Raw genomic sequence first — 15,498 nt, forward strand, 5'->3', positions numbered from 1 at the left:
GAGATTCCCGCGCATTGGCAGACTCGCCGTAATCGTTTCTTGTTCAGAGAAGTAGATCAGCGTTCGAAGCATGGTGAGGAAACTCACCTCTCCATGAGTCAGGTTCACGGCCTTGTACCGAGCAAGGATCTAGGCCGTAAGAGCCTCCAGTCGGAGAATTACGCGGGCGGGAAGCTCGTGGCAGAACACGATTTGGTGCTCAATCGCCTGAAGGCGCATCTCGGTGTTTTCGCGCGAGCGAAACAAGCGGGTGTCGTCAGCCCGGACTACACCGTGCTCAGGCCAAAAGGCGATGCATCTGTCCGATATTGCGAATCGCTTTTCAAGACGCCGATGTACGTTGGAGAGTTTCGGCGGCGAACAAAGGGCATCGTCGAGGGGTTCTGGCGGCTCTACACAGATGATTTCTACAACGTGACGGCACTATTGCCGCCACCGGAGGAGCAAGGCCAGATCGTCGCTTACCTGCGCGCGCAGGATGCGCACATCGCCCGCTTCATCAAGGCTAAGCGCGAACTCATCAAGCTGCTGACCGAACAGAAGCTACGCATCATCGACCACGTCGTCACGCACGGCCTCGACACTGCAGTCGCGCTGAAGCCTTCCGGCATCGAATGGCTGGGCGATGTGCCGGAACATTGGGAAGTGAAGCCGCTTAAACGTTGGGTGAGGCTGAATGCCCGCACGCTGGGCGAGAAGACCAGTCCAGATTTTGAGTTCCGCTACGTGGACATCGGCTCGGTGCAAACCGGGCGCCTGGCGAAGGAACTTGAACGCATCCGTTTCGAGGCCGCCCCATCCCGAGCGCGTCGTGTTCTACGCCGAGGCGACACTATCATCTCGACTGTACGGACGTACCTGAAGGCCATCTGGTATGTCAGTGAGGACGCCGATGACCTGATCGCATCCACCGGGTTTGCGGTGCTCACGCCCGGCAAGAGTGTGGAGCCCGAATACCTCGGATACGTCATCCAGAGCAGTGCCTTTGTGAACCGGGTGGCGGCGAACTCTATCGGCATCGCGTATCCCGCCATCGCAGAAACTGTGTTGGGGCGCTTCCCGGTGGCGCTGCCACCGACCGTGGAGGAACAGCAGGCCATCGTTGCGCACATCAAGACAGAGAGTGCGCCGCTGGACGACGCCATCACCCGCACGGAAGACGAAATCAAACTAATCCGGGAATACCGCGACCGCCTGATTGCCGATGTGGTCACGGGGCAAGTGGACGTGCGCGGCTGGCAGCCCGGCCCGGACGATGTGGTAGACGACGCGGCGCTTGCTGCGCTGGGCGATGACCAAGAGGATGTGACCGAAGAGGAGGAAGGCGATGGCGAAGACTGACACCAGCGAGCGTTGGTTCGAGGCGCGCGTGGTGCGCGGACTGACCGGAGTGCCGCAGCCCGAGTACAGCCATGCGCTGGCTCCAACGGACTTTGCCGCCACCCACAACGGCTACGTGCAGGGTAAGCCCACCGACTACAACCGCGACGTGGCGCTGGATGTGGCGCAGTTGCTGGCCTTCTTGCAGACCACGCAGCCCAAGGCAGTGGAGACACTGGAGCTGGGGGTGGACGGCATCAAACGCACCCAGTTCCTGCACCGCCTGCAAGGGGAGATCACCAAGCGCGGCGTGGTGGATGTACTGCGCAAGGGCGTAAGCCACGGGCCAGTACACGTCGATCTCTACAAGCTGCTGCCCACGCCGGGCAATGCCGCCGCGGCGGATGCCTTCGGCAAGAACATCTTCAGCGTCACCCGGCAGGTGCGCTACAGCAACGATTCCGGCAACGAACTGGACTTGGCGATCTTCATCAATGGTCTGCCGGTGCTGACCTGCGAGTTGAAAAACTCGCTGACCAAACAGACCTTGGCCGACGCCATAGTCCAGTACCAGACCACGCGCAGCCCGCAGGAACTGCTGTTCCAGTTGGGCCGTTGCGTCGCGCACATCGCGGTCGATGACGCGGAGGCCGCGTTTTGCACCGAACTCAAAGGCAAGGCATCGTGGTTCCTTCCGTTCAACCAGGGCTGGAACAGCGGCGCGGGCAATCCACCCAACCCGGATGGCCTGAAGACCGACTATCTCTGGAAGCAGGTGCTGACCCGCGAGTCGCTGGCCAACATCATCGAGAGTTACGCGCAGGTGGTGGAGGAGGAAGAAGCAGACGCCAGCGGCAAGAAACGCAAGAAGCGCAAGCAGATCTTTCCGCGCTTCCACCAGTTGCGCACTGTGCGTGCGCTGCTGCGCCGTGCCCATACCGACGGAGTGGGTAAGCGCTATCTGATCCAGCATTCGGCAGGCAGCGGCAAGAGCAACACAATTGCCTGGCTGGCGCACCAATTGGTGGAGCTGCGCCGCAAGGATGACCCGATGACGGCGCAGTTCGATTCCATCATCGTCATCACCGACCGGCGCGCGCTGGACACGCAGATTGCCCGCACCATCAAGGGGTACGACCACGTGGCGGCGATCTTCGGCCACTCCGACAACGCGCAAGAGCTGCGTGAGTACCTGCGCCGTGGCAAGAAGATCATCGTCACCACGGTGCAGAAATTCCCGTTCATCCTCGATGAGCTGGGCGACCTATCCGGCAAGAGCTTCGCGCTGTTGATCGACGAAGCGCATTCCAGCCAAGGCGGCAAGACCACGGCGCGGATGCACGAAGCCCTCGGTGGCAAGGTTGCCGAGGAGGAGTTCGAGGAGGACAGCACACAGGATGCGGTCAACGCGGAAATCGAGAAGCGCATCGCCTCGCGCAAGCTGCTGGTCAACGCCAGCTACTTCGCGTTTACTGCGACACCCAAGAATAAGACGCTGGAGTTGTTCGGTGAGAAAACCCTGGTCGGCGACAAGGTGCAGTTCCGCTCGCCGGAGGAGCTGACCTACACCACCAAGCAGGCCATCCAGGAGAAGTTCATCCTCGACGTGGTGGAGAACTACACCACCTACGACAGCTTCTACCAAGTGGCCAAGACGGTGGCGGACGATCCGGAATTCGACAAGGTGAAGGCGCTGAAGAAGATCCGCCACTACGTCGAATCGCACGACAAGGCCATCCGCCGCAAGGCCGAGATCATGGTCGATCACTTCATCGCACAGGTGGCGGGCAAGCAGAAGATCGGCGGCAAGGCGCGGGCGATGATCGTGTGCAACGGCATCGCGCGCGCCATCGACTACTGGCGCGAGGTGTCGGACTACCTCACGCAGATCAAGAGCCCGTACAAGGCCATCGTGGCGTACTCGGGTGATTTCGAGATTGGCGGCCAGAAGAAGACCGAGGCCGATCTGAACGGGTTTCCGAGCAAGGACATTCCGGCCAATCTCAAGCAAGACCCATATCGCTTCCTGATCGTTGCCAACAAGTTCGTCACCGGCTTCGATGAGCCCTTGCTGCACACGATGTACGTAGACAAGCCGCTGGCGGGTGTGTTGGCGGTGCAGACCCTGTCACGCCTGAACCGCGCGCACCCGCAAAAGCACGATACTTTCGTGCTCGACTTTGCCGACAACGCCGAGGCGGTGAAGGCGGCATTCCAGGATTACTACCGCGCCACCATCCAGACCGGCGAAACCGATGCCAACAAGCTGCACGACCTGAAGGCCGAACTCGACGGGCAGCAGGTGTACAGCTGGCAGCAGGTGGAAGACTTGGTGGCGCTGTACTTGAGCGGCGCAGACCGGGACAAACTCGACCCCATCCTCGATGCGTGCGTGGCCGAATACACCGACAAGCTCGGCGAGGACGATCAGGTCAAGTTCAAGGGCAAAGCCAAGGCTTTTGTTCGCAGTTACGGCTTTCTTGCCGCGATCCTGAGCTATGGCCATCCGACGTGGGAGAAGCTGTCGATTTTCCTGAACTTCCTCATCCCGAAGCTGCCCGCGCCCAAGGAGGAAGACCTCTCCAAGGGTGTCCTGGAGACCATCGACATGGATAGCTACCGGGTGGAGGCCAAGGCGGCGTTGAAGATGGCAATGGCCGACGCCGACGCCACGGTCGATCCAGTGCCGCCGGGCGGCGGTGGTGGCAAGGGCGAGGCAGACATCGACAAACTCTCCGCAATCATCAAGACCTTCAACGACCTATTCGGCAATATCGAGTGGAAGGACGAGGACAAGATCCGCAAGGTCATCGCCGAGGAGATCCCGGCGCGAGTGGCGCAGGACAAGGCTTACCAGAATGCGCAGGCGAACTCCGACAAGCAGAACGCCAAGTTGGAGCACGATAAGGCGCTCAACCGCGTGGTGCTGGAGCTGCTGTCCGACCACACCGAGCTGTTCAAGCAGTTCAGCGACAACCCCAACTTCAAGCGCTGGCTGACGGATACGGTGTTCGATGCGACCTATCAGCCTGGCGCGGTTCCGCCGAAGGTGCCGCCGCAGTCTGGGGCATCGGCATGAGGACGAATGGGTGCGGGAGGACGCGATGACCGGAATATCTCCAGAGGATCAAGCCAAAATTTCTGCGCTTTGCAGAGAGGCCGAGCGACTGGAAGAAGACGCCCTGTATTCGAGCAAGGGGCATTTCAATGCCGAAGACACATGGGTTCGGCGCAACTACTGGCTCGGTGTGCCAGCAACCGCTCTTGGTGCGATTGCAGGTGCCGCGTTGGTCAAAAGCCAACCTGAGTGGGCCAGTGCCTTTACCTTGCTGGCGTCGCTACTGACGGGGTTGATGACCTTTCTCAAGCCCAATGAGCGCGCTGCAATGCACCGGGCAGCTGCCGGACAGTTTTTGGCTCTTCGGAATGAAGCCCGCTTTTTTCGCGAGATCGAATTGCTTGAGAGTGATCGGCTGGGAGAGCTTCCTGAGCGATTGAAGGCTCTTTCCTCTGCACGCAATGAGCTGAACCAGAAGAGCCCGAGCATTCCACGGCACGCATTTGTGGCTGCACGCAAAGGCATAGAAGAAGGCGAAGCCACCCACAAAGTGGACAAGGAGAAATGACAGGATGTCGGTATTGAGTTTTCTGACGGACACGGCCAGCAGTGCCGTGCTCTCCACAACTGAGCAGTCGTCGATCACGACTTCGATCACAACACTTCAATCGCGGATGGCGCTGCACTTTGACAGCGGCGTAATTGCGCAGCATTTCCGATTCGGCTCTTCAACGCGAGGCACGATCCTGCCGCGCTCAATGGACGAACAGTCCGATATTGATTACATGGTGGTCTTCAGCGATGGCAGCGCCACGCCGCAGACTTACCTGAATAGGTTGAAGACTTTTGTCGAAAAACGGTACGGCTCATCGGAAATCTATCAGTCCAGCCCGACCATTGTTCTCGAGTTGAACCACATCAAGTTCGATCTGGTGCCCGCGACAAAAACGTGGCTCGGCGAGCTTCAGATTCCCAACGGGTCAGGCGGTTGGATGACCACGAATCCGAACGACTTCAACGCCACTCTTGAAGCAAAGAACAAGGACAACAACTCTTTGATCAAGCCAACTATTCGTCTGATGAAATATTGGAATGCGGCCAGCGGATTTCCATTCGATTCATTTGCGATGGAGAAGTGGATTTGTGGTCAAGGCTTTTGGTTCCAGTCGAATCAAAAGGACTACCTGTTTTCGGTAATCGACAATCTGAGCACCGACTCGTCTTACTCGCAACGAGTCAATAATGAAATCACGCGTGCAAAAACTATTGTGGCCAAGGTCAGGCAATGCGAGAAAGACCAGATGCCGGTAACGGCTGAGAATGAGGTCAAGAAGTTGTTCAGGCTCTGAGGGGGTATTGAAATGGCATTAAATCTCGCAAAGGCCGTCATCGGCTACCTGAAGGAACGCCCCGAGGAAAAATTCACTGCTCGGCAAATTGCCGAATGGGTATTTGCCACCTATCCGGATGAGTGCCAGGAAAAGCGGGCCAACAGCCGTGGGGACTACATCAAGTCTGATGCGGATCTGGTGCAGCAGCTCGTCGCAGAAATCAGTTCGCAGCGCCCGCGCATGCAAACGAAGCACCCAGAGCTGAAAACGACAGAGGGACGGCCGCGCAAGTACTACTACTCGGAGCGCTCGGACAGCGCCGAAGTGGCGGCGGTGGAAAGCGAAGGTACGTCGGCGGCTGCAGATGCCAATGCGTTAAAGATTGACGAACACGCGCTGTACCCATTGTTGTCGCAATACCTGTGGGAGGAGTTCGGCGTCTTCTCCAAACGCATCGACGAGAAGCGTTCATCCAACAAGCGCGGGCCCAATGGCAATCGCTGGCTGTACCCGGACGTGGTCGGCATGGAGGATTTGGGCGCGGACTGGCATCAGGAGGTTCGCGACTGCGTCAACCAGTATTCCGACAAGCGCACCAAGTTGTGGTCGTTCGAGGTCAAGCTGCTGATCAATCGTTCGAACGTGCGCGAGTGCTTTTTTCAGGCCGTATCGAACTCGTCCTGGGCCAACTTCGGTTATCTGGTTGCTGCGGAAATCGGCGGCACCGACACACTGAAGGAACTGCGGATGCTCTTCGCGGCCCACGGCATTGGCTTCATCAAGCTGGACGTCGACAACCCTGCCGACAGTCAGGTGCTGATTCCGGCGCGTGAGCGCGACGAGATCGATTGGGACATGGCCAATCGGCTGGCCACGGAGAACAGGGACTTTTTGGAGTACGTGAAGCTGGTGAAACAGTTCTACCAGACCGGCGAGGCGCGTCCGGCGGACTGGGATGTTCCCGCGACGGAGGACTGACGGTTTATTCCAGATGGCCGATCACGTCGAGGCGTTCATCGCCACGCTGAAACGCCCCGAACCAGCCGTCGCGCGAGTCGGCGCGCGTGCGGCTCACCAGCAGCGTGAACCCCTCGCAGTCGCGCCCCTTGGCGGTGGCGAAGTCGGTGGTGTCGAATTTGGCCTCACGCACCAGTGTCGTGGCCACCGACTTCATGGCCGACTCAAACAGGTCAAGCAGGTTGTCTTGTAGGCTGGCGTCAATGTTGCGTGAGGTGACGTCGTCAATGACGGCGTGCTTGAATCGGTTACTCATGGTTGATACTCCGTGTTGGCATGGATGACATGAACGCGCTGTTCGGCAGCGAAGCCAAGATCTTCTGCGCGGTTTGAAATCACACGTTGCGTAGCAGCCAAGCGGCCTCAGCCTCTCGCCGCGTAACGAGTCCCGGCAACACTTTCCCGCCGCCATAGACCCAGCGTCGCAGCTCCGTTGCGGCGGCAGCCCAGTCCCGCTGGTTGATGCGCCGTCGCAGTGTCGACGTCTGCAACCGTCCGGCGCCAAGGTTGAACGTGAAGTCCACAATTGCCGCGAGCCGCCCCTCGGGCTCGGTGGCCAGCACCGGGCAGTAGCGCAGCGTGGCAGCGAGTGCCGATTGGAGATCGCGCGCCAGATAGACCTCTGCTTCCGTCTCCGTAATCGGTGGGTGCTTGGAATCGCAGAGATGGCCGTACCCAATCGTCCAAAAGCCTGCGGGGCAGATGTATGGAACGGCAGTGATCTCGATTCCGCGCTTCACCCTGCGCTCAAACCCCTCGAAGCGCTTAGCCAGTTCGATGGCCGCCTTCGGTACCTCGGTCACGGCCGCACCCGGTCAAACACGCGCCCGAGGAACCAGAAGTTCAGCACCCCGGCCCACAGCGCCTGATCGGCCTCCGTCCAGGCATGCAGGATGGCCGTGCCCCAGCCAGCACCTGCAGTCACTGCAGCCGCGAATGCGGCCGTCTTGGCGGCGCAGTACAAGGCCATAAACCAGTAGGTGATGACCGGGCGAACGCTGCAAGACAGGGCATCGGCCCAGCGCACGCCGGTTTTTTCGCCCTGCGTGCGAACGGCTTCTCGCAGTGTTTCGATGGCTCCGACGTTCCACGCGGCATCGGCTCCCGCGCCGATTTCCGACATTCGCTGCGCGCCACGCAGCTTCTCGAACTCCAGCGCCTTGTCCTGCATCGCCAGTTCATGGCCGCGCTCCCCCTTGCGGTCGAGCCACTTGAGGATTTCAGGTGCGAGACGGAAGGCCCCACCGAGGAGACCACCGAGCAAGGTCTCGATCATTGCGGGCCTCCCATCAGTTTGAGCTTGATGGCGGCACCGACCAGCAGCGCGGCCAGGATGCCGGTGGTGATGACCTTGACGGTGGTCTGCCAAGCCGTGCGGCGGGCGTCACGCCAAGCCTCCAGCAGATCGCGCAGTTCACGAATGTCGCGCGCTGCGTGGCCGTTTTCCAGGCCGAGATGGGTCAGGACACGTTCGGCTCCGCGTTCAGCGGCGCGGTCGAGCAGTTCGTCGAAGTCCTCGCGTCGCAAGAGCAGCATGTTCTCGACGAGCGCAGGCTGTTGTTGTTCGGGTTCGGTCATAGCAGTCTCCAGAAAGGCGAAACCCGCCCAGTGCGTGAACACATGGGCGGGTTTCTGGTGGGTACGAAGAAGGGAATTCAGATGGCGATGCCAGCGCTCCAGCCGGTGGACTTGTAGGCTGAGAGCTTGGCCTCGTCCTCGATGTAGCAAAGCCAGCCAATCTTGGGAACGTGGTACTCCCAGGCATCGGCAATGCGCACGGCGATCTGGTTCGTTTTGCCTGCCCACACACCCGTGGCAGCAGCAGGCACGATGTAGCGGTCGCCGTTGGCGGGGCTGGCAGGTGGCGTGGTCAGGTCGCGGTCTTTCACGGACAGGCCGACCACCGCGCCGAGGCGCTTGAGGTTGGTGTCCATGCCGGTGTCCCAGCCACTTTCGCCGAGCGTCCAGCCGTAATTGAGTCCCAGGTTTGGGTCGGTTAATGACATGGTTTATCTCCAGAGATTCAATGCTTGGCCGATGGTTTGACGTATTCGCCGGACAGCGTCCGGGTCGCCGGTGCGGTGGCTTTGATGCGGGTGCTGTCGCCAGTGCCTGCCAACGATGGGTAGGTACAGCACGCCGCCCCGCTTGGCTACGAGCAGGGTCAGCAGCCAGTCGGCGAAGTTGTTGAGGTCGGTGGTTTCTTTGAGCACGGCTTCTACGGCAGATCGACGCATCACGATCAGGCCGTGCACATGGCTGGCGCTGTTCGCGTGCTGCCAGCGGCTGTAGGCCAGACGACGCACGGCGATGTCATGGCCGTTTTCGTCGGTCAGCGCTTCGTCGGTGTAGGCCATCACGGCCTGCGGGCAAGCATCCAGCGCGTCGGCCAGTTGTGTGAAGGCACTGGCTTCGTACAGATCGTCGGGATCGACAAAGGACAACAGCGGCAACGTGCCTTGTGCATAGCCTACCGCGCGTGCCTCACCGATACGGCCTGGAATGCCGGGCAGAACGTGCAACTGGATCGGCGCACCTTCAAGACTGGCGATGCAGGCCTCCCGCCATTCGGCAGGTTCGTTCAGGGTGAGCAGATGAACATCAATGCGCGCCTTCATCACACACCTCCCCAATACTGTCCCCAACGCAGGCCGTAGCCCGCGCGATCCATGACCCGCACCTGCGGCTGCCAGCTGCTCAAACCATCGCGCTCGGCGCTGATCTCCACCGTGATGCGGTCGCCCAGCGCACCGGCATCCAGCGCGGCCACGGTTGCCGTCCAGGTAAAGGTGGTGCCGAGCAGTCCCGTTTCGGTGTGCGCCAGCACGCTGTTGCGATTGCGGATACGCAGCGTGTAGCTCACGCCCAATTCCGGCCCGATGTCGCCCTCGTCTTGCTGCACGAGATAGGCGGTCTGCTGCGTGCGGTCGCGATGGACCCACGCGACGGTGAGGTCACCGGCCACCACGACAGGCTCGGTCTGGCCATTGAGGCGGATACGACCGGGTGGATACGGCAAAGCCTGCCGACCGGTCAGCACCATCGGCTGCCCATTGGCGGCCAGCACAGGATCTCCCTGATCGGTCGATGTGCGAGGAATCGCACCCACGAACACCGACTCGCCCGGGGCGCGTTCGGCACCTTCCGATGCCAGCCATTCACCAACACCGATCAGTCGAGTCCCCGACGCATGTGCTTGGGGCGTGGTGTCGAGCATGCCGCGTGCGAGATCGATGGTCGCGTCTGCGGCATCGAAGGCCAGGACGGCAACTACCTCTGCAATCGACCCACTGGCATCCACGAGATAGGCGTAGTCGCCCACGGCCAGTCTTTCCGGCTGGCTGATAGCCGTCACTGGCATACCGATGGCATCGACCTCGCTGGCAGGCAAGGCTGCATCGAGCGTCAGCAGTGGTGCGTAGTCCTCACCCACGACGGTTGCGAGGTCGCCGCCGGATGCGCCGGTGGCCAGTTGCCAGTTCAACTGCCCGGTGCCACCGGCGGCGGCCAGCGCACCGAGATAGGTGTCGGTGTCGGTCAGGTAGGCCAGATCTGCGCGCGACAAGCGCCGGGCCAGTTCCCAATACGGCACCTCGACGGACAGCACCAAGGCGGGGGGCAAAGGTTCGATGGTCGGATCTTCGACGTGCGGCGGCGGGGGCGACAACACGGTGTTGCTCATCCCGAACACATCTTCCATCGCTTCGATGCGCCACTCGGCCGCGCCCAAGGTGCCGGTATCGATGCCGGTAACACGCACCACCATCTGGTCTACGCCCAAACGCGGCCAGTTCAGCAGGAACACATCGCCCGGCAGCGGCGCACGTTCCAGCGTGTCGCGTGCCACGGTCAGACTCATCCGGGCCAGCGGCGAACCCAAGGCGCGCAGGTCACGCAAGGCCAGCCGGGCAGCGAGTGGCCCGTAGTTGACGCCCGGGTAGTCGCGGCGCTGATTGATCACGCCGCCTTGCAACTGGATGGCGGCAAGATTTTCGACTGTGACCGTCGCATCACCGCCGGTTTGCCAATCGGTGTAGACGACGGTCAGTTCATTGGGTAGCTCGCCCCACTGGGCACGCTCGAAGCGTTCCAGCCGGACGATTTCGTCAGGCCCCAACTGCGGCAGGCTGTCGATCCAGTAGTCGTCGCGCAGCAGTTTCAGCTCAAACGTGCCTTGCTCCGGATCGGTGTAGAGGATGCCGCCGATGTGGTCGATGACCTGGCCGATGAAGCTCTCGATGGGCTGCTGGCGCGTCCAGATCAAATTGAGGCCGAAGCCCTCACTCGACAAAGCCCATGCCGCATTCCAGAAACTCCAGCCGATGGTGCTCTGCGGATAGCCCATGCCCCAGTGCGGATCGGTGAGGCACTGAACCAGGATGTGCGCCGGATTCATGCCGACGCTAATCTCCTGTCCTTCGTCCTCATCCCAGATGCGGACTTCGGAATCTCCCATCCAGGCATGGTCATGCCAACCGGCATTGAAGCGACGCACCCGCACAGCCCAAGGCTTGATGTACGGGTTGTTGGCCGCAAACAGGATCTTGCGCGCCACCAAAGACAGCACGCCTCGGAATGCCGGAATGGCTGGCCCAAGGCGACTCATCAGATAGTCGTTACGCCCCTGACCAGCATGGCCCGACAGCACATCGATGGTGCCCACCACGCCGCCTTCACGCTCGTCACCACCAAACAGGGTGGGCTTGTTGATGGAGAGACTGGTCAGCCCATGCCCGTTCGGTAGCGGCGCACGGTCGGCATCACCCCACGCTGTACGGTCGCCCATCTGGATTTCCTGCACGGCATCGACCGGCCCTTGGCACAGGGCTAGATGCAGCCCCATCCGGTAGCGGTAGCCAACGGTTTGCGATTTGCTGCTGCCACCCATCAGCCGTGCTCCCGCTGGCTGGACTGATTGCGGGCGTGCTCGACCACCCGCTGCGCCATTGCATCGCCGGTGGCCAGCAGGGTGTCGGCGTCACAGCCATCCCGCAGAAAGGCGCGGAAATCTAGATCGTGACGCGCAAACCAAGTGCGCGTGCCGTTCACGCACAGGCCCACGGCGCGCACATGATCGATGGTGATGACGGTCTGCGTGGTCATTTCTTGCCACCTTTCTTCTTGATCGGATCGGCTTCCAGATCGCCGTACCAGACGACGTTGGAGCCGCGCAGCAGCACGGTGCCGAACACGACGGGAATCGGTCGGCCTTCTTCTGCGGTTGGGGCATCGACGTCGGACAGGGACGCCGGTTTGGGTTCGGGCGGTTTCGGGGCGAGCGCGACCGAAACCAGCGCCGCCACCACGATGACGACGAGGTACCACATGGCGATTTCTCCAGGGATTCAGAACACGCCGGTCGAAAACGGGTTCTTGCTTGGGATGGCGGGAAAGCCGCCGTAGTTGTCGAGGTTGCCGAAGCGCGACTCGCACGTGGCCGTGCTGTGGTCGCAGCCGACCGTCAGCAGCACTTCGGTGCCGACCTCAATGGCTACCGGATAGAGCAACTCGACGCCGCCACCGTAGTCATTGACGATCATGTGGCGGGCACCTTCCGGGGTTTGCAGCCAGCCACCGGCCAAGCCACCACTGACGCTGCCGGGCGTGCCACCGTCGAGATCGACGTTGCGGCCATTGCTGTTGCTCACCAGGGCACTGGCAGCAATCGGTGACGCGCCGCAGGCAGCTGAATACAGCACGTGGGAACACTTGCGGCTGTAGAGCCGCCGCAACCCGATACGCTTGAGGCTGACCTGCGCCGACTCGCAGCGAACGCGAGCGACATCGTCAGCGACTTCGACGCCCAGCACCCGGCCCATCCAGCGCGTACCGGAGATCCACCAGTAGTCGCCCCACGTGTCTCGTCGTCCGATACGCAGGGTGATCGAGGTGGTGTCGCCGGTCAGCGAGTTGGCGAGCAGATGGCGCACGAGATCGCAGCTCGGCGGCAGTTTCAGATCCAGCCCAGCCTTCGCAGCTTCAGCTCCCAGCGCCAGTTCGTTGCGTTCGATGGGCAGGCTTGCGTACAGATTGCCGTCCAGATCGACGTCGAATTCGTGCGGCGTCAGATAGAACTGCGCGCTTTCGCTGGCGAAGGCGTATAGCTCGACTTCCAGCAATGGGTTCTGGCTCATAGTGCTTACTCTCCCTCGTAGGTTTGACGGTCATTGCCGCGTGGTTCGGGCAACTGGCGCGCGGTCAGGGTGATCTCCAGCAACGTCGGGCTGTGCCAGTACAAGTCGATGGCGTCGTGATCGAGGCGGCAGCGCACGAGACGAATGACGCGGCTGCCTTCGGGCACCCAGTCGTCGAGGCCCGAGCGCAGCACCAACACACCGCCCTGATCCAGATGGCAGGTCGCCGTCAGGGCGTACTGCCGGTAGCCGTCCGGATGCACGATCAAGCAGGCGGCGGGGCGATGCCAAAACGCAGAGATGTCTTTGCCATCCACGCGCAGGAAGCCATCTTCGGAATCGGCCTCTGCGGTCACCCACAGGATCGGGGCCAAACCATCGGGCAGCCAGAAGGCTTCCAGACGGCCTTGGGTGCGCCACAACCGCGCCCGCCAGATTTCGATTTCATCCAGTGAACTGGCCAGATAGCGCCGCTGGAAGGTAGTGGTCGACCACGGATCGTCCCGGCGCACCCACGGATCTGCAGGCGAAAAGTCCTGGCGGGTGATCGTGGCTTGTGCGGCGGTCGTCGGATCGTCACGCCAGTTGCCATCCGGCCAGACCGGGGCCTCGTCGAGCCATGGGTCATCCAGGACATCCTGGTCGGGCAATGGTGCAGGCTGGATCTGCGTGGGAATGTTGCCGCCGACCATGCCCGGCACCCACTGCGTGAGATCGGCCGGGTCGATGGCCTTGCCCCACACCAAGGGCATGACGGTGCTGCCCACGGCTGCGGCGCGTGCCAAAGGTTTCATCAGCCACAGCAGGTCGCTTTCCACATCGCTGAGCTGGGCGATCTGCCAGCCATCGGCGGCGCTGATCAAGATCCAGCGGCCATTGCCCTCAATTTCCTGCCAGCCCTGCACCCCGTCGTAGGTCAGATGCACATTGGCCGAGAGTGGCCCGAACTGTCGCCCGTCTGCCTCCGTCACGTTGAGTGCCAGTGCGCCACGTTCGCAGGACTCAGTCAGATGAACCGCGTACTGCGGCAGCGGCCACAGCGCCATTTGACCGAGATGATCGGCCAGCCAGTCGGCCACCAGGGCATCGGTCTGACGAGCGTTACCCACCTTGTAGGTGAGCCAGCGCCGGGGAACGCGTCTGCGTGCCTGACGGGATTCATTGCCACTGGCCAGCCGCGTGACGCTGGTCTGCCACTCCAGCCGTTCCACGAGGGGCTCCATCCAATCATGGCGGAAGGCAAACACGCCGCGTTGTGCATCCGGCCACGGCTGGTCGCCAAAGGCATCCATACCAGTGGCGACGATGGCGCTTGAGGCCGTATCCCGGCGCAGCACTTCGACCAAGAAGGTCGGTGTATCGATGGGTGGCCAGGGGCCTGCCAAGGATTCCGCCAGCAGGCTGGCCGCCAGATTGGGTGGCAGCGGAGCCACAGCCGATTCCGGCGTGAAGTGGGCTGCGCTCGCACCAAAGGTGGCACGCAAGAGCACTTCACTCTGGAAGGCGGGCAGTTCGCTTCCCGGCGTCGGCTTGCTGGAAACCTCCGCGATGTCTTGAACGACGACGCGATCCGTCATGCCGACTCCACACCGAACTCAGCGGCATTGAACGCGGCCTCCGTCCACTGCACGTTACCGTTCGGGTTGCGCTCGAACAGCGTGCTCTGCCACGCCAGTTGCTCCTGCAGAATGATGTCGGTACTGACGGCGCTCTGCGTACCACTGACCACGAGGCCTTTGACCTTGCCCAGACCGGCGTCGGTCTTGCGCGCCAGCATGGTCAGTTGCACGCCGTAGATGGCGGGCGTGGCCATCACCGGCAGCGGCTCGACATCGAAGGACTGACGCAGCCCCACGCTGGGCGCACTGATTGCCGTAGCCTCGTCCTCGTCACTGACGGCTTCCCATGCGGCAGTGCCGACCGGACTGGTTGTCCACTGGTTCAGGCTGCCATCGGCCTGAGCCTGCAAGGCATCGACGCGCACGTCGCCAAGAAAGGTGTTGTTGATCGTGCCGGTGGTGTCGGCGATGTAGAAGTCGTCGACATCGATGGTGAGTGGACAGTTCTGGCCGGGGACCGCGCCGACGAATGCCGTGAGCAGTTGGCCACCGCCTTGGATGGTGTTCTGCGCCGTCATCTGGATGGCCAGGATGCCGTTGATGCGCACTGACAGAATGCCGTTGCTGGTGCCCTGCGTGACCTGCAACTCGATGTAGTGCCAGCCGCGCGCCGGAGCGCTGGCGACTGATACAGAGATCAGCTGGTCGTAGCCGTATTGCCAGCGGTAGAGCTTGAGCCGACCGTCCTCGCCGATCTTCACCAAATGTGCAACCTGCGAGTTGGCATCGCGCACGCCGAGCAGCAAGGGTTCGATGTAGGTGTTCTGGTACGGCACCACCCGAATGGCCGCCCCGACGATCAGGCTGGTCTTGGTGGCGTCCAGGTTCTTGACGTAGCCGCCCCCGGAACCTTCCGGCAAACGCAGGGCATAGGAGGACGGACGACGGCCATTGATGCGGGTGGCCTGCGGCGACAGGTAGGCCGCCTTGCCACGTGCGAGCCACGGATCGCCAAAGCTGTCCACAGCCTGCGGGTCGTAGTGATCGAAACCGTCGATGAACAGAAGTGCCATTGGACT

17 protein-coding genes are annotated in these 15,498 nt (G+C 61.7%); 5 read left to right on the top strand and 12 right to left on the bottom strand.

The annotated features are described in order from the left end of the window. The first annotated feature begins 93 nt into the window (after positions 1–93). From K206_RS0100860 to K206_RS0100875, 5 genes are read left to right on the top strand one after another with little or no spacing between them, the layout of a single operon-like run. Entirely contained in the window at positions 94–1,341 is a 1,248-nt protein-coding gene (locus tag K206_RS0100860) for a restriction endonuclease subunit S (RefSeq protein WP_020200516.1), read from the top strand. After that, positions 1,328–4,399 carry a type I restriction endonuclease subunit R gene (locus K206_RS0100865; RefSeq protein WP_020200517.1) on the top strand — a complete coding sequence of 1,024 codons (3,072 nt, stop codon included), beginning with the start codon at positions 1,328–1,330 and terminating at the stop codon, positions 4,397–4,399. The genes K206_RS0100860 and K206_RS0100865 overlap by 14 nt, the downstream gene beginning before the upstream one ends. 25 nt (positions 4,400–4,424) lie before the next feature. Beyond that, a complete protein-coding gene (locus tag K206_RS41235; RefSeq protein ID WP_081651277.1) occupies positions 4,425–4,946 on the top strand; it encodes an SLATT domain-containing protein in 522 nt (173 codons plus the stop codon). 4 nt (positions 4,947–4,950) lie between these two features. Further along, positions 4,951–5,727, top strand: coding sequence for a nucleotidyltransferase (locus tag K206_RS0100870; RefSeq protein WP_020200518.1), 777 nt, complete (start codon positions 4,951–4,953; stop codon positions 5,725–5,727). Positions 5,728–5,739: 12 nt separating this feature from the next. Further along, complete coding sequence (locus K206_RS0100875) at positions 5,740–6,687, top strand: COG2958 family protein (RefSeq protein ID WP_029043074.1); 948 nt, start codon at positions 5,740–5,742, stop codon at positions 6,685–6,687. A 4-nt stretch (positions 6,688–6,691) separates the two neighbouring features. Here K206_RS0100875 and K206_RS0100880 read toward each other — a convergent pair whose 3' ends face one another. From K206_RS0100880 to K206_RS0100935, 12 genes are all read right to left on the bottom strand, one after another. After that, a complete protein-coding gene (locus tag K206_RS0100880) occupies positions 6,692–6,982 on the bottom strand; it encodes a hypothetical protein (protein WP_020200520.1) in 291 nt (96 codons plus the stop codon). Positions 6,983–7,061: 79 nt separating this feature from the next. Continuing rightward, on the bottom strand, positions 7,062–7,529 hold the full coding sequence (locus tag K206_RS0100885) for a lysozyme (RefSeq protein WP_020200521.1): 468 nt from the start codon (positions 7,527–7,529) through the stop codon (positions 7,062–7,064). Then, positions 7,526–8,002, bottom strand: coding sequence for a hypothetical protein (locus K206_RS0100890; protein WP_020200522.1), 477 nt, complete (start codon positions 8,000–8,002; stop codon positions 7,526–7,528). The genes K206_RS0100885 and K206_RS0100890 overlap by 4 nt, the downstream gene beginning before the upstream one ends. Further along, a complete protein-coding gene (locus K206_RS37260; RefSeq protein ID WP_020200523.1) occupies positions 7,999–8,304 on the bottom strand; it encodes a DUF6127 family protein in 306 nt (101 codons plus the stop codon). Before K206_RS37260 ends, K206_RS0100890 begins: the two co-directional genes overlap by 4 nt. Positions 8,305–8,381: 77 nt before the next feature. Next, positions 8,382–8,732, bottom strand: a complete 351-nt coding sequence (locus K206_RS0100900; protein WP_029043076.1) for a DUF2793 domain-containing protein — start codon at positions 8,730–8,732, stop codon at positions 8,382–8,384. A gap of 3 nt (positions 8,733–8,735) precedes the next feature. Next, positions 8,736–9,344, bottom strand: coding sequence for a hypothetical protein (locus tag K206_RS0100905; RefSeq protein WP_020200525.1), 609 nt, complete (start codon positions 9,342–9,344; stop codon positions 8,736–8,738). Continuing rightward, positions 9,344–11,614, bottom strand: a complete 2,271-nt coding sequence (locus K206_RS0100910) for a phage tail protein (RefSeq protein ID WP_029043077.1) — start codon at positions 11,612–11,614, stop codon at positions 9,344–9,346. The genes K206_RS0100905 and K206_RS0100910 overlap by 1 nt, the downstream gene beginning before the upstream one ends. Then, positions 11,614–11,829, bottom strand: coding sequence for a hypothetical protein (locus K206_RS0100915; protein WP_020200527.1), 216 nt, complete (start codon positions 11,827–11,829; stop codon positions 11,614–11,616). Before K206_RS0100915 ends, K206_RS0100910 begins: the two co-directional genes overlap by 1 nt. Beyond that, positions 11,826–12,053, bottom strand: a complete 228-nt coding sequence (locus K206_RS0100920; protein ID WP_009521704.1) for a hypothetical protein — start codon at positions 12,051–12,053, stop codon at positions 11,826–11,828. The genes K206_RS0100915 and K206_RS0100920 overlap by 4 nt, the downstream gene beginning before the upstream one ends. An 18-nt stretch (positions 12,054–12,071) precedes the next feature. Further along, the gene (locus tag K206_RS0100925) at positions 12,072–12,860 is read right to left on the bottom strand and encodes a DUF2163 domain-containing protein (protein WP_020423612.1); all 789 of its coding nucleotides are present in this window, start codon (positions 12,858–12,860) and stop codon (positions 12,072–12,074) included. Positions 12,861–12,865: 5 nt separating this feature from the next. Continuing rightward, a complete protein-coding gene (locus K206_RS0100930) occupies positions 12,866–14,437 on the bottom strand; it encodes a hypothetical protein (protein WP_020200529.1) in 1,572 nt (523 codons plus the stop codon). Next, the gene (locus K206_RS0100935; protein ID WP_020200530.1) at positions 14,434–15,492 is read right to left on the bottom strand and encodes a hypothetical protein; all 1,059 of its coding nucleotides are present in this window, start codon (positions 15,490–15,492) and stop codon (positions 14,434–14,436) included. The genes K206_RS0100930 and K206_RS0100935 overlap by 4 nt, the downstream gene beginning before the upstream one ends. Positions 15,493–15,498: the final 6 nt, after the last annotated feature.

It is taken from the genome of Cupriavidus sp. WS (assembly GCF_000395345.1).
GTDB lineage: Bacteria > Pseudomonadota > Gammaproteobacteria > Burkholderiales > Burkholderiaceae > Cupriavidus > Cupriavidus basilensis_B.

What these genes read in the sequence shown, in the direction of transcription:
- K206_RS0100860 (WP_020200516.1), top strand. Translation starts at nt 94, where the DNA reads ATGAGTCAGGTTCACGGCCTTGTACCGAGCAAGGATCTAGGCCGTAAG.
- K206_RS0100865 (WP_020200517.1), top strand. Translation starts at nt 1,328, where the DNA reads ATGGCGAAGACTGACACCAGCGAGCGTTGGTTCGAGGCGCGCGTGGTG.
- K206_RS41235 (WP_081651277.1), top strand. Translation starts at nt 4,425, where the DNA reads ATGACCGGAATATCTCCAGAGGATCAAGCCAAAATTTCTGCGCTTTGC.
- K206_RS0100870 (WP_020200518.1), top strand. Translation starts at nt 4,951, where the DNA reads ATGTCGGTATTGAGTTTTCTGACGGACACGGCCAGCAGTGCCGTGCTC.
- K206_RS0100875 (WP_029043074.1), top strand. Translation starts at nt 5,740, where the DNA reads ATGGCATTAAATCTCGCAAAGGCCGTCATCGGCTACCTGAAGGAACGC.
- K206_RS0100880 (WP_020200520.1), bottom strand. Translation starts at nt 6,982, where the DNA reads ATGAGTAACCGATTCAAGCACGCCGTCATTGACGACGTCACCTCACGC.
- K206_RS0100890 (WP_020200522.1), bottom strand. Translation starts at nt 8,002, where the DNA reads ATGATCGAGACCTTGCTCGGTGGTCTCCTCGGTGGGGCCTTCCGTCTC.
- K206_RS37260 (WP_020200523.1), bottom strand. Translation starts at nt 8,304, where the DNA reads ATGACCGAACCCGAACAACAACAGCCTGCGCTCGTCGAGAACATGCTG.
- K206_RS0100900 (WP_029043076.1), bottom strand. Translation starts at nt 8,732, where the DNA reads ATGTCATTAACCGACCCAAACCTGGGACTCAATTACGGCTGGACGCTC.
- K206_RS0100905 (WP_020200525.1), bottom strand. Translation starts at nt 9,344, where the DNA reads ATGAAGGCGCGCATTGATGTTCATCTGCTCACCCTGAACGAACCTGCC.
- K206_RS0100910 (WP_029043077.1), bottom strand. Translation starts at nt 11,614, where the DNA reads ATGGGTGGCAGCAGCAAATCGCAAACCGTTGGCTACCGCTACCGGATG.
- K206_RS0100915 (WP_020200527.1), bottom strand. Translation starts at nt 11,829, where the DNA reads ATGACCACGCAGACCGTCATCACCATCGATCATGTGCGCGCCGTGGGC.
- K206_RS0100920 (WP_009521704.1), bottom strand. Translation starts at nt 12,053, where the DNA reads ATGTGGTACCTCGTCGTCATCGTGGTGGCGGCGCTGGTTTCGGTCGCG.
- K206_RS0100925 (WP_020423612.1), bottom strand. Translation starts at nt 12,860, where the DNA reads ATGAGCCAGAACCCATTGCTGGAAGTCGAGCTATACGCCTTCGCCAGC.
- K206_RS0100930 (WP_020200529.1), bottom strand. Translation starts at nt 14,437, where the DNA reads ATGACGGATCGCGTCGTCGTTCAAGACATCGCGGAGGTTTCCAGCAAG.
- K206_RS0100935 (WP_020200530.1), bottom strand. Translation starts at nt 15,492, where the DNA reads ATGGCACTTCTGTTCATCGACGGTTTCGATCACTACGACCCGCAGGCT.